The sequence below is a fragment of the Pseudovibrio sp. SCP20 genome (assembly GCF_057774105.1).
Window position 1 is genome coordinate 838,428 of record NZ_JBYMDH010000001.1, and the last position, 13,565, is coordinate 851,992.

Sequence of the window (13,565 nt, forward strand, 5' to 3'; positions counted from 1 at the left end):
GATGGAACGAGAACGCCCGGCGTCCCGGGAAGCTCTAAAAAGGGCAGACGGAAGCAACGCCACAGAAAGCGCCAGTCAGGAGACGCCAAAAGTGTGTCTCCTCAACGCGCTGAAACCGGTCATTCTGCTGTAGCGGCGGAAGAGACTGGCAGTTCTCGTCCTGAAGGCGCCAAGCGGCAGAGGAAGGCACGTCGCGCAAAGCCTAACCGGGCTGAAAGACGTGCGCTCTTAAACCAGAAGCTACATCCGCCCGTTGTCAATATTGATCCGGGCGGTACATCAGTAGAAGTTTTGCCACCTGCTCCTAAAAAGGAGGAGGCCAAAAAGCATGCGCCGACGCCGGGAAGGCAGGATGGAACTTCCGACAGAAAGTTTCCGCGGTCTTCCCAGGGCTACAAAACCAGAGACAACGATACCAATCGGCGCCGACACCCTGCAGATATGCGGGGCGATGGCACGCATCGTTTCCCAAGCCGTCACAGGCATCATGCAACTGGACCGCAAGAGCTGTATGCAGCGCTTGATCTGGGCACCAACAACTGCCGCTTGCTTATAGCCAGACCTGAACAGCGTGGCTTCCGCGTAATTGATGCCTACTCCAAGATTGTTCGCTTGGGGGAGGGAGTCGGACGGAACCGGAGGCTCTCCGATGATGCCATTTCTCGCGCCATCGAAGCTCTACAGGTTTGTCAGCAAAAAATCTCTGAGCGCGGCGTTCAGCGGGCAAGGCTGATTGCAACAGAAGCCTGCCGTGCGGCTGAAAACGGCGAGGACTTTGTTAGCCGCGCCAAAAAAGAAGCCGGGCTGGAGTTGGAAATCGTCAGTCAGGAAACTGAAGCACGCCTTGCTGTGGCAGGGTGTGTGTCTCTGGTCGATCCTGAAGCTGATGGTGTTCTGCTCTTCGATATCGGTGGCGGCTCTTCAGAGATCGTCTGGCTCGACCTGCGCAACCGCTACGGTGCCCGAGGGTATGCTCTGACCCGCTTCGTCAGAACATGGACTTCCCTGCCACTTGGCGTGGTCAATCTGGCTGAACGGCACGGCGGCGTGCATGTGACGCCGGAGGTTTTTGAGGCCATGGTTGGTGATGTCTCAGAAAGATTGCAGAATTTCCCTCTTGGCAATGAACTCTCCCGTGCTATAGAGCGCGGCAACGTCCATATGCTGGGAACATCCGGGACGGTGACCACACTGGCCGGGGTCCATTTGGGCCTCAAACGCTATGATCGCCGCCGCGTTGATGGAGCATGGATGGAACAGGAAGATGTTTCAGCTATGATTAACCAGCTTTTGAATATGTCCTACCAGGAACGGGTGGAAAATCCTTGTATTGGTGAGGACAGAGCCGATTTGGTGCTAGCAGGCTGTGCGATTTTGGAAGGAATACGCCGCAGGTGGCCGTGTCAGCGTTTACGTGTCGCTGACAGAGGACTGCGTGAAGGTATTCTGATGGAGATGATGGCGGCAGACAAAGTCTGGAGCAACTCCAACCATAAGCGCCGGCGCACACCTAGAAAGGAATATAACAGATGACCCGCAACTCAAGTGGTCGTGGATCAGGTGATCGTGGCATGTTTCAGCGCGTGAAAACCGCGCGTAAACGGTCCAATTCCTCTACACTCTGGCTGCAGCGCCAGCTGAACGATCCTTATGTCCGCCGTGCAAAGGTGGATGGCTATCGCTCCCGTGCAGCGTACAAGCTGATTGAGATCAACGAAAAGCATGAGATCCTGAAGCCAGGCATGCGCGTGGTGGATCTAGGCTGTGCACCGGGTGGCTGGTCTCAGCTGACCGCACCAATCGTTGGTTCCACAGATGATGATCCGCTGGTTGTTGGTATCGACTATCTTGAAGTTGAGCCAATTCCTGGCGTGGTGATCTTGAAGAAAGACTTTCTGGACGACGATGCGCCGGACGAGCTGATGAAAGCACTGGGCGGACATCGCCCTGATCTTGTCATGTCTGATATGGCGGCACCAACAACCGGTCACCGTCAGACAGACCACCTGCGCACAACATACCTGTTCGAGATCGCAATTGATTTTGCACGCCAGAACCTGAATGAAGGCGGCACGTTCCTCTCCAAGGTGTTTGCTGGCGGTGCTGAGGCAAGCTTGCTTCAGGACTTGAAAAAAGAGTTCAAGTCCGTGGTGCACATCAAGCCACCTGCAAGCCGCAAGGGCAGCCCGGAGATGTTCATTCTCGCCCGTGGCTATAGAGGCAAAAAGTAATCATCAAAAGGCCGGCTTCGACCGGCCTTTTTGTTGCGTGCAGTCTAGTGGTGCAGGTGTGCCTGCTCATCCACTTTGTTTTTGCCAAGGTTTACCGGCAGGAACCAAAAAAACACAGCGGGCAACAGCGCAAACAGTCCGGTGCAAACGGAAAGCCAGATGAAATCCGGGCCGGTCAGCATGTCTGCACCCGTCACATTTTGACGAACATGCAGCACTGCTGCTGCAAATCCCACAGCCAGCGATATAGAAAGCTGTTGAACAAGGCCCGCAAAGCTCACGCCTTGATTGACCAGACATCGCGTGAGATCCGCATAACTCGCGGTGTTCGCAGACGTGAACACAAGACTGCGTGTAAAGCCTGTCAGTAGGATAAGCACTGCGACCGCCGCAAGTGACTGTGTGAGCCAGACAAAGCCCACCGCCAGTGTCAAAACGGAAAGCGCAGCAGTGCAGGGCAACAGCACACCGCGGAAACCAAACGTCTTGATCAGGCGATGCGCAACGGTTCTGGAAAGTAGGGCGCCCACCGCTGCAGCTCCCATCAGGAGCCCCGTGGTCAAGCTATCAAGCCCCATTGGTATCTGCAAAATAAGCGGCATCACAAACGCAAAGGAAGCCACCCCAATGCGCAGTGGCACAGCTGCGAAGGTTGAGAGGCGATAACTAACATTTGTGAAGAGCTTCAGGTCAACCACGGGATGCGCCGCCCGTTTTGCGTGCCAGATGAAGACCAAGGCGCAAAGAAGACTGGCCGTGAACAAGCTTCCCGGAATAGAGACCTCGCTTGTTACCTTGGTGAGATTTGCGATACCCGCAAGCAGGAGAGAGGCAGCACTACCAAGCAGAATGAAGCCCGGAAAGTCAAAAGGGACCTTGTTTTTGCGCTTGTAGTCTCGAAAGTAAAAACTGCTCATAGCGCCTACGGCAATGCAGACAGGGACGTTGATCAGAAAAATCCAGCGCCAGCTCAGATAATGAACGATTACCCCACCCAAAAACGGACCAAACGCAATCCCGAACGCTGCCGGCGTCACCACCCAGACCATTGCTTGCACAAGGTTCTTCGTGCCAGCCATGCGAATAACCGTCAGACGGCCAATCGGCATCAAAAACGCACCGGCAACACCTTGCACGCTGCGGGCAATCAGCAGGTGGGTGAGATTTGTTGAAAGCGCACACGCAACGGACATACTCAGGAACAGGATCGTGGCTGCAACGAACAGCCGCTTGGAGCCAAGCCGATCTGCGGTCCAGCCTGAAATGGGAATAAACACAGCCAGTGTCAGTTGATAGAGCGAAATCGTCATATGCAGCGACAGCGGATTGATGTTCAGATCCCGCGCTATGGTCGGGATAGCCGTGCCCAGCACCGTCGCATCCAACTGTACAAGCAGCAGCGTCATGCCAACGATCACAGTCGTCATGCGGAGGCGGTGAGGCATGCGTGAGGCTTTCTGGTTTCCAAAGGGTGAGGGGCTTTGTCAAAGGCTCAGCACCCTGCACTGGTGATCTGCTGTCAAAAGCTCACCCTAGAGGAACTCAGTCTACCAACAATCATTGGTCCACTGCGTAATTTAATAAAATCAATGGGGTAGGGCGAAAACATGCAATCTGCTTTCTGAAATTGACAAATGCCCCCTTTTCAAATCGGAAAAGCCGTGGTAGTGACCCGCGTCAACTTCTCTATCATTTCAGGCAACTCTGCAATCAAATCCACTTGAGCAGGGAGTGGATCAGGGTGGTCTATATCTATCCGAAGGGAACTTGGCGATGCCTACATTTTACGAACCATCTTCAGGTCACGAAGCGCTGACTTTTGATGATGTTCTGCTCCTCCCAGGGCATTCCGAGATCATGCCAGCGCAGGTAGATCTGCACTCGCGTATCTCTCGCAATCTTCATTTGCATTTGCCGATCCTCTCTTCCGCAATGGACACGGTGACCGAAGCACGCCTTGCGATCGCAATGGCACAGGCTGGCGGTCTGGGTATCATTCACAAGAACATGCCTCTTGAGCGTCAGGCTGAAGAAGTCCGGCAGGTGAAGAAGTTCGAAAGCGGCATGGTGGTCAACCCATTGGTGATTGGCCCGGATGCTACGCTGGAAGACGCGCTCAACCTGATGGAAGCCCACAAGATCTCCGGTGTTCCGGTTGTCGAAAACGGTGGCCGTGGTGGTACCTCAACTGGTCGCCTTGTTGGTATCCTCACAAACCGTGACGTCCGCTTTGCCTCCAACCCAGAGCAGCTGGTATGTGAGCTGATGACCCGCGATAACCTCGTCACTGTGCGCGATAATGTGCGTCAGGATGAAGCCAAGCGCCTTCTGCACCAACACCGCATCGAAAAGCTGCTGGTGGTAGACGAAAACCAGTGCTGTGTTGGCCTGATCACCGTAAAGGACATGGAAAAGGCACAGCTGAACCCGAACGCATCCAAGGATGAGCAGGGACGCCTTCTTGCAGGCGCTGCAACCAGCGTGGGTGAAGAAGGTATGCGCCGCGCAGAAGCGCTTATCGAAGCAAGCGTGGACCTTCTCGTAGTAGACACTGCACACGGCCACTCTCAGGCTGTGATTGATCAGGTCGCAGCGATCAAGAAGCGTTACCCGAACGTGGAGCTGGTAGCTGGCAACGTGGCTACACCAGCTGCAACAAAAGCGCTGATTGATGCGGGTGCAGATGCGGTGAAAGTGGGCATTGGTCCAGGTTCCATCTGTACAACCCGTATTGTCGCTGGCGTCGGTGTGCCTCAGCTCACCGCGATCCTCGACTGTGCGGCAGAAGCTGCCAAAGCAGACGTGCCAATCATCGCAGACGGCGGCATCAAATTCTCTGGCGATATGGCCAAAGCATTCGCAGCAGGTGCTGGCTCCTGTATGGTTGGTTCTCTTCTGGCTGGTACGGAAGAAAGCCCGGGCGAAGTTTACTTGCATCAGGGCCGTTCCTACAAAGCCTACCGCGGCATGGGCTCCGTTGGCGCAATGGCGCGCGGTTCCGCAGACCGCTATTTCCAGGCAGAAGTCTCTGACAAGCTCAAACTGGTTCCGGAAGGCATTGAGGGGCAGGTGCCATACAAAGGCCCACTCTCATCCGTCCTGCACCAGCTCGCAGGCGGCGTCCGCGCCTCCATGGGCTACGTCGGTGCACCAAACCTCCCAGAGTACAAAGAACGCGCCACCTTCGTCCGCATCTCCGGCGCTTCGCTCCGAGAAAGCCACGCTCACGATGTGACGATTACACGTGAGAGCCCGAACTATCCGGGTGCGGTTTAAAGTTAGTCGCTTAAAAACAAATGATTACGCCTGCTTGATGTTGTTTCAAGCAGGCGTTTTTTTGAGGCCGCAGCCTGCTCTTGCTTCGACTGAGTTATGCTTAGGCTGAGCCTGTCATTTGCTTGAGGTACTTCCCTATTCAAAAAATGCTTGCCAGCAGCGGGCGTTGTAATGTAGGAAGCCGCTGCTTCATCGCCATAAATCTGGAGAGTTTTTGTTTAAACAAGAGAATCGGTAACCTTGCTGACTGCCTTTTTACAGACGCACATGTTGTTCGCATTGTAAAAAGGGTTGGATCTATTGCTCGCTTGCGAGTGATACCTGACCTGGCAGGAAGCTGAAATCCATGCACCCACTCCAACTCGGTTGGAAGGGGAGAAACCACGCATGTATTTGGGTAACCAGTTCTTATGGACATCTCCAGACAAGAGCAGAAAATTCTGCATATGTTGGCGCAAGGCGGCTGCATCCGCGTCGAAAAAGACGACCACCGCCGTATTTCCAAAATTGAATTATTCACCCGTGAGGGGTGGAGGTTTTCTGGCCTGAGTGACGAGCTATTTCGCAAACTCAAGCGTCGAAAACTGATCGCGTCCAAGAAAAGCGCGCCTTATCGTGTCACCAGAAAAGGTCTTACTCTTGTAAGATCGCAGGCTGACAACCGATAAGCCGTCGCAAGCGGACCTGGTCGAGTGTTCGGCGTCGATGAGCAACGCGATTTATCGGTCTCACACTTATCTTTCAGCGCCATAACTCAACAGAGGCTGAAGCGCAGTCTCTATTGAGGCCTGTGAAGTACAGGTCCGCATAACGTGCGCAATCTGAAATTCTGATGGATCTGGTGAAGCAAAACACCAAACCAAAAAGGATAAGTTCGCATGATTCATGCTGAAAATGAAAAACTAGAAATTCAAAATCTTCACTTGCACGCCTTTGGTGAGCAAGAAGGTCCAGTCATTCAAAAGATGACAGAAGAGTTTTTGCAGCTACCAGAAACTATCTCGATAAACGTCTATCGAGGATTGAGGATAGCTGGAAATATACTCTTCTCACCATTCAGTCTGGATGATCATCCTGAGAAAAAATGCTTTCTTTTGGCACCACTTGGCGTTCTGCCAGAGTACCAAGGACTAGGCATTGGCAGGGAATTGATTGAGAAGGGCATCTACCACCTCAAACTCATAGGCGCTGATGCAATCTTCGTACTCGGCTACCCGAAATACTACGCCTCCAGAGGCTTTGCTCCAGCCAAAGTCCTCTCGCCTCATCATAAGTTAGTAGGCGAAACGGAAGCCTGGAGAATGCTGGAGATCAAGCCGGGGTCCATGGACGGTGTCGGTGGCACGTCTGTCGCCGCCGCACCGATCATGAACCCGATGTTCTGGGATACTTCAGGAAGGCCTGACTAGAAAGCTACACGTGTAGAAGGGACATAGTTCCCTTCTACGAAACAAAGTAATTCGGAAGAATGTACTTTGAAATTGGAGGGGGATTGAGCTCGAGGAAGGGGTTGAGATCATGAAGAGGGGACAATTGATGCACTTAGTTGATGTCGTTTCGCTTCAACTGGCTCCATGTTGATATATTAGAGTAACTTTAGCTGGCAAAGTAACTTGAAGCATTTAAATCGAGATCATGATTGAGTCGTGAAATATATGATCTCTGCATATAGAATAGAAATATTCAGCTATATCGCAATTTATCTCACGCAGAGAAAATATTTTTGCATCTTTGTCGATTATTTGGATATTTCAATTAATTTAGAAAAAGCAATGAGTTGTATTGATGAAAAGTGAGTGCGGCAAAATGTATTACTAGGTTTTCTTTGGAAAACACTAGACTTAAGTTGCAATTAATTTTTGAGGGGTAGAGAGGTTGAGAATAAATTGAACTAATTCAATGGAAAATAACCATGTCACTGCGCCTCAGGATATTCGCTGCTGCGAATGCCGTGTTTTTGCTTGGCTTTATTGCCCTCATCACAGTTGTTTCAGTCCTTATGTCCAACTCTTCAGAAGAGGCAGGACAGGAATTACTTATTGAGAACGCACAGGTTCAAGCAGATCTGGCCAATCAAACCATCAGCGAAGCCCAAATCATCACTGCAAGTTTTGCAGATCAGCTGGAACAAACGCTCCTTCATGCAGACTTGTCTCGTGAGCAGGTCGCCAATATTGCGCGCGATTTCTTCTCAAACAATCCCACTATTGATGGCCTGACCACCTCCTTTGAGCCCAACACCATCGGCGAAGATGCCGCTTATGTTGGGCAGGATTACAACAGTGAGGCAGGCCGCTTCTCTCCTTACTTCTCCCGCAAGGATGGCAAAACCGGTTGGCGGATTGCTGGTGCGGATGAGGCCGATGCGGACAGCTGGTACGGCCTTCCCCTCAGACTGGGTCGTGATGTGGTAACGCCGCCATACAGCTTTGAATCTCAGGGCGATACCGTTATGGCAGTTTCCATGTCTTCGCCTGTGTTTAATGCAAATGGCAAGGCGATCGGCGTTGTCACTGGCGATGTGTTCCTCAACGGCCTTATTGCGAGCCTTGAGGCGTCCAGAAAGTTCAAGAGCGGTTTTGTCGGTCTCGTAAGCGATGATGGCAAGTGGGTTGCACATTCCAACACCGAGCTAAAAGGTGAGGAGATCCCAGCAGACATCGCACAGCTTATTGTTGATGCAGGTACACAGCCGACCGTGATCGAGCTGGGTGACAAGGAGATTGCAACCTATCCGCTGACACTGCGTGGCACTGAGCAGGTCTGGTCTGCAATCGTAACCGTCGACAAAGCAGAGCTTCTGGCGGCTGCATACACCACCCGCACCAATGCCATCATTACGGCGCTTATCTGCCTAGCGCTGGGTGTGGTTGTTCTGTGGTTCGTCGGGTCTTCTATCGCAAAGCCAGTTGTTGGTATCACTGCGCGTATGAACTCCCTAACAAAAGGGAATGTAGAGGAGCCAGTCGCCTTCACGGATCGTAACGACGAAATCGGTCAGATGGCGAAAGCACTGGAAGTGTTTGTTGGCAATGCTGTTGAGCGTCTGAAGCTGCAAAGTGAATCTGAGCAGGAGCAGGAAGCCCGTGCACTGCGTCAAAAGCACATTGATGAGCTCATCACAGACTTTGACGATACCATTCAGGAAAGTCTGACCACTGTGGCAGATAACTCCACTGAGATGGAAATCTCGGCAAAAGCACTGACAGGTATTGCGGAGCATGCAACAGAGCAGTCAACAACCGCTGCTGCGTCTTCTGAAGAGGCTTCCACCAATGTGCAAACAGTTGCTTCCGCAGCTGAGGAACTGGCCGCATCTATTGATGAAATCAGTCGCCAGATCGGACAGACACAGAAGGTTGTTTCTGATGCCACATCAACAGCGCAGATAACCAACGACAAAGTCTCTAGTCTGGATAGTGCTGCTCAGCGGATTGGTGAAGTGGTGACCCTCATTCAGGCAATTGCAGAGCAAACCAACCTTCTGGCGCTCAACGCAACAATCGAAGCTGCACGTGCCGGCGAGGCGGGTAAGGGCTTTGCTGTGGTTGCAGCTGAAGTGAAAGAGTTGGCCAATCAGACCTCCAAAGCAACCGAAGAAATCTCCAGCCAAATCATTGGCATCCAGAACTCTTCTCAGGAAGCTGTTGGGGCAATCAGTGCGATTACCCGAACTATGGCAGATGTGAATGATATCACGGCAACAATTGCAGCCGCAGTAGAACAGCAAGGCGCTGCAACAACTGAGATCAGTGAGAATGTACAGCAAGCAGCTGTTGGTACGCAGAATGTTGCAGAGAGCATGGCAGGTGTGTCTTCAGCTGCTTCTGAAACCAGCGCCACTGCAAGTCAGGTCCTGTCATCCTCTCAGATCCTCAACAAGCAGGCTGATATTTTGAAAGACAATATCGCAAGCTTCCTGCGCAATGTAAAAAGCGCGTAACTGCGATCAAATACAAAAAGAAAGATGGCTCACTCCGGAAGCGGGTGAGCCATTTTTGTACTCAGCTTATCGATGAATGCGAAGAGTGAAGAAGCTGAGAATACTCAAGTATGTCAGCAGGCAAACAACTGAGTAATACCATGTCGTGGAGACTGCAAAGACCAGCTCCAACAGCGCAAGGCTGCCCAAAGAAAGAACGGCTGAAAGCAGCGCATCAGTCGTAAAAGCGCCAGCTGCGAACATGTAATGGTTTTGCTTTGCACTAACCGGGGAGTTGGATGCAATCGAAGCGCCAATAAGATCTGCCTTCAAAAGAAACAGAATGGCATTGCCAAGCAGAAAGATGGAGACCTGATAAAACATAGAACGCAACACGGGTTGTTTACAGGATTGCGACGAGTTGCGAGACAGCATCTATGTTTTTAGTAAAATGCGCTATGCGTCACGAGGTAGCGGATGAACCCCATAAATATCTGTATTTTTACTGTTATCTGCTAAATCCCGCATATGTGAGCGATGCAACACCCAAGAAATTGTTGAATGAGTTGATGTGAGCTTTGCCTCACAGATGCTATGCACTATTGAAATGCCTTGAGTATTGGCATACACGCTGCAAAGCCAAACGAATAAATCGTAAAATAGAATTCACGGAATTAGGGATCATTCATGCGCGACGGTGGACGAATTGCGGCTGCAATTGAAGTGCTGACAGAAATTAATGACCGCCGCCGTCCTGTGCAGGAAGCTCTGAAGGATTGGGGCAACAAGCACAGGTTCGCAGGATCCGGTGATCGGGTCGCCATCGGCAATCTGGTTTTTGACGCGCTGCGCCACAAACTCTCCCACGCACAGGCGATGGGATCTGAGAGTGCGCGCGCTCTTGTGCTCGCAACTTATATTTGGGGCTGGGGCAATCAGGTCGAGAAGCTGGAGCAGGTGATGCAAGAAGACCGTCACGCACCAGAGCCTCTGTCCGATGCAGAACGCACCGCGCTGATTGAAAACAAGCAGGTCGGCGATAACGATCAGATCTCCGCAAACATCCCGGAATGGCTCTGGCCACATTTTCAGGAAAACTTCGGTGAAGACGCATTAGCTGTTGGTCGCTCTCTTTCTGAGCGTGCGCCAATTGATATGCGCGTCAACACGGTGAAGAGTTCGCAGGATAAAGTTCTCAAACGCCTGTCACACCTGCATCCAGAAGCAAGTGGACTCTCACCAGTTGGTGTTCGTTTGGAGCCTGTGGTGGGACCGCGTAAGTCACCGCATGTTCAAGCGGAAGAAAGCTTTCGAAAAGGTTGGTTTGAGCTGCAGGATGAAGCATCGCAGATCGCCTCCATCCTTTCTGGCGCTCAGCCAGGCGAGCAGGTTCTGGATCTTTGCGCAGGCGGAGGCGGTAAAAGCCTCGCCCTTGCAGCGCAGATGCAGAACAAAGGGCAAATCTACGCCTATGATGCCCACAAAACGCGCCTGGCACCGCTTTACGATCGCATGGCCCGTGCTGGTGTGCGCAACATCCAGACTATTGATCCGCAAACCGGCTCTTTGGACATCTGTGATGGCAAAATGGACCGCGTATTCGTTGATGCGCCATGTTCAGGCACCGGTGTCTGGCGTCGTCGTCCAGATACCAAATGGCGTGTAACTGAAAATGCGCTGAATGGCCGTATTGAAGATCAGGCGCAGGTGCTGGAAACCGCAACCCGTTTCGTGCGCTCTGGCGGTAAGCTGATCTATGCAACATGCTCACTTGTACCAGCAGAAAACCAGCTTCAGGTTCAAGCGTTCCTCGAAAAGCATTCAGACTTCAAGCTTGTTGACCTGGCTCCAGTCTGGGAAGAGCACTTTGGCGATGTTTCCTCTCGCCGTCCGCTGTTCAAGGATAGTGGTATGATCACGCTGACACCGCATCACACAGGAACGGACGGCTTTTTCATCGCAATGATGGAACGAGATTAAGGGCAAGCCGGCCAACACCTATCAAAAATAAAAGCCTGTTGCAGAATATCTGCAGCAGGCTTTTTGCTGAAAACAAAATGATTAGTTTGCAGTTTTCTCTTCGAGCTCTTCAGAAAGCTCAGGCTTTTCTTCAGTCTCGTCAGCTTGCTCCACATTTGCTGCTTCGCTGCTTTCTTCCTGAAGTGCTTCCGGCTCGTCTTGCTCTACGTTCTCTGTTCCGTCAGGCTCATCTGCCTCCGCAATCTCAGTCGCACGCTTTTCTTCACGAACAGGACGTTCATAGCCTTGCTCTGCAAGGTACTCGATTTCTTTGATGGCTGCGATTGTGGCTTCCATAAACTCATGACCTCTTGCGTGAGAGGTCAGCACGTCACGGGCAGCATCGCTTGCACCTGCTGCCGCAAGTGCGGCACCAAGCGCATTAGCAACCTGCTTGTTGCCGGGCGCGAGACGCCAAGCTGCCGCAGCATGATAAACGCCAGCATACACCAGTCCCATCTTCCGCTTGCCGATGCTCAGATGCACAAGAGCTGCCGCATTATCTGGCTCACATGCATGGGCCAGCTCAAAGCTCTCAACGGCGCTGGCTGTGCTGTCCTCCAGCAAATAAGCATGCCCCATCGCGACAAGAACTTCCACATTGCGCGGTTGCAGATCATGCGCCTCATTGAGGCGAGCAAGAGCCTCTTCGCTCTTTTTGCGGATAATCAGCACTTTCGACAGACCAAGAAGCGCCGGAACATAATGCGGATCAAATCTGAGAGCCGCACGATAGTTCAAGATTGCTGCTTCTGCGTTCGTCTCAGCACTTAATGCATCGCCAAGCAAGGAAAGGGCAGCAGCACTGTTTGGGATTTGCTGAACAAGGCGTCTGGCGTAGGGTTCGGCTTCTGCATGCACATGCATCTTGATCAGAATAGTCGCCAGCCCATAAAGCGCATTGCGATTGTCTGGCTCGGCTTCTACGACAGCGTCAAATGCCTCTTTAGCTTGCTCTAGATAGCCAAGCAGAAGCAGCGCGTTGCCCATATTGGCGCGGGCTGGCAGATGCTCTGGCTTCATGAACAGAACTTTGCGCAAATGGGCAACGGACTCCCGAAGGTCACCATTGCGCAGCATGATTGTTGCCATCTTGAAGAGAAGTTCCACATCATCCGGGTAGCGACCCACGAGGTCCTGATAAACAGGGATCACTTCATCAAAGCGTTCATCCTGTTCCAGATAGGAAATCGCATCCAGTGCAGCGTTGATTTTCTCTTGCCGGGTATCGGCTTCCGGCGTTCCACGCAGTGTCTCTGTCATCTTTTACGGACCCCCTTGTTGGGCAGTGCCGTCCGTAGATCCAACCGGATGGATCTGCTGACAGGCAATTCTGCGAATCAAATTCGTATCTATGCAGTAGGAAGCCTAAGCGCTTGGCAAATCAGCGTCAAAGGTGGAACGAGTGGATCGGGAAGGAAGGCGTGGATAGATGATCTTGAACGCATCAAAACCACAATCAGGGGCTAGTGCCTGGGAAAAATCACCAATATTCAAGTCAGCTTAACCATTTTCCGTTTTTCTTATCGGTCAATGGAGTGAAGCAAAGCATTCGACGCAGGGCAAAAGGGTTATGGCCGAGAAGTACCGTGCCAACATAATGACACAGGCAAGTCTGTTTGAAGACGAACATAACGTCGAGCTGCTGAACTATTTGCCGCTTCGCATCATTGCGACAGGCCGCTTCATCGAGCGACGCCTCTCTGAGCACTTGCAGCAAAATTACGGCTTGTCTCTTCCTTCCTGGCTGGTGCTGAGTGCTTCTGAGCGTTTGGGGGCTGTCTCTGTTCGGGAGCTTGGTCCGGTCATTGGTTTGGATACGGTTGCAGTCTCCCGCGCTGTAAAACGCCTTTCAGAAGCCAACCTCATCAAGAAACAGGAACATCCGAGAGACCGTCGCTTGGTTCGGCTAAGCCTGACAGAAGAGGGGCGTGTTGTTCTGCGTTCGTTGGAGGCGCAGTTGGAGCAGCTCGAAAAGAACCTGCTGCCACAGCTTGATGTTCAGGAGCGCATTAGACTGGGCCAAATGATGAGCAGTATCGAAGAGCACGAGCAGTCCATTTTGTAGCTTGGCGCGGCTTTGTTCAAAGCTCACAGAAAAACACCTAGCGCTCTTA

Annotated in this window: 11 protein-coding genes; 8 read left to right on the forward strand and 3 right to left on the reverse strand. The window is 52.1% G+C overall.

Translation table 11 applies throughout. The annotated features are described in order from the left end of the window. Window positions 1-93 precede the first annotated feature (93 nt). Together AC3CB2_RS03870 and AC3CB2_RS03875 are read left to right on the forward strand one after the other, a co-directional pair. A complete protein-coding gene (locus AC3CB2_RS03870; RefSeq protein ID WP_352930740.1) occupies window positions 94-1,533 on the forward strand; it encodes a Ppx/GppA phosphatase family protein in 1,440 nt (479 codons plus the stop codon). Further along, entirely contained in the window at window positions 1,530-2,231 is a 702-nt protein-coding gene (locus tag AC3CB2_RS03875) for an RlmE family RNA methyltransferase (RefSeq protein ID WP_352930738.1), read from the forward strand. The genes AC3CB2_RS03870 and AC3CB2_RS03875 overlap by 4 nt, the downstream gene beginning before the upstream one ends. A gap of 44 nt (window positions 2,232-2,275) precedes the next feature. On the opposite strand, the gene AC3CB2_RS03880 is transcribed toward AC3CB2_RS03875, so the two are convergent. Further along, entirely contained in the window at window positions 2,276-3,676 is a 1,401-nt protein-coding gene (locus tag AC3CB2_RS03880) for an MFS transporter (protein WP_352930736.1), read from the reverse strand. A 328-nt stretch (window positions 3,677-4,004) separates the two neighbouring features. On the opposite strand from AC3CB2_RS03880, the gene guaB reads away from it, so the two are divergent. The 4 genes from guaB (at window position 4,005) to AC3CB2_RS03900 (ending at window position 9,450) form a co-directional block, all read left to right on the forward strand. Then, a complete protein-coding gene (guaB, locus tag AC3CB2_RS03885) occupies window positions 4,005-5,507 on the forward strand; it encodes an IMP dehydrogenase (RefSeq protein ID WP_014285301.1) in 1,503 nt (500 codons plus the stop codon). A 410-nt stretch (window positions 5,508-5,917) separates the two neighbouring features. Beyond that, window positions 5,918-6,175, forward strand: coding sequence for a YjhX family toxin (locus AC3CB2_RS03890; protein WP_083416487.1), 258 nt, complete (start codon window positions 5,918-5,920; stop codon window positions 6,173-6,175). A 210-nt stretch (window positions 6,176-6,385) separates the two neighbouring features. Then, window positions 6,386-6,916 (forward strand): GNAT family N-acetyltransferase, encoded by a 531-nt coding sequence (locus AC3CB2_RS03895; RefSeq protein ID WP_352930734.1) that lies wholly within the window; start codon window positions 6,386-6,388, stop codon window positions 6,914-6,916. 503 nt (window positions 6,917-7,419) lie between these two features. After that, window positions 7,420-9,450, forward strand: coding sequence for a methyl-accepting chemotaxis protein (locus AC3CB2_RS03900; RefSeq protein ID WP_352930732.1), 2,031 nt, complete (start codon window positions 7,420-7,422; stop codon window positions 9,448-9,450). A 66-nt stretch (window positions 9,451-9,516) separates the two neighbouring features. On the opposite strand, the gene AC3CB2_RS03905 is transcribed toward AC3CB2_RS03900, so the two are convergent. Beyond that, window positions 9,517-9,813, reverse strand: a complete 297-nt coding sequence (locus AC3CB2_RS03905) for a hypothetical protein (RefSeq protein WP_008551962.1) — start codon at window positions 9,811-9,813, stop codon at window positions 9,517-9,519. 303 nt (window positions 9,814-10,116) lie between these two features. On the opposite strand from AC3CB2_RS03905, the gene AC3CB2_RS03910 reads away from it, so the two are divergent. After that, the gene (locus tag AC3CB2_RS03910) at window positions 10,117-11,409 is read left to right on the forward strand and encodes an RsmB/NOP family class I SAM-dependent RNA methyltransferase (protein ID WP_352930730.1); all 1,293 of its coding nucleotides are present in this window, start codon (window positions 10,117-10,119) and stop codon (window positions 11,407-11,409) included. A gap of 81 nt (window positions 11,410-11,490) precedes the next feature. Here AC3CB2_RS03910 and AC3CB2_RS03915 read toward each other — a convergent pair whose 3' ends face one another. Continuing rightward, window positions 11,491-12,711 carry a tetratricopeptide repeat protein gene (locus AC3CB2_RS03915; protein WP_352930728.1) on the reverse strand — a complete coding sequence of 407 codons (1,221 nt, stop codon included), beginning with the start codon at window positions 12,709-12,711 and terminating at the stop codon, window positions 11,491-11,493. A 310-nt stretch (window positions 12,712-13,021) separates the two neighbouring features. Here AC3CB2_RS03915 and AC3CB2_RS03920 point away from each other — a divergent pair, with 310 nt between their 5' ends. Then, window positions 13,022-13,516, forward strand: coding sequence for a MarR family winged helix-turn-helix transcriptional regulator (locus AC3CB2_RS03920; RefSeq protein ID WP_352930726.1), 495 nt, complete (start codon window positions 13,022-13,024; stop codon window positions 13,514-13,516). The last annotated feature ends 49 nt before the right edge of the window (window positions 13,517-13,565 follow it).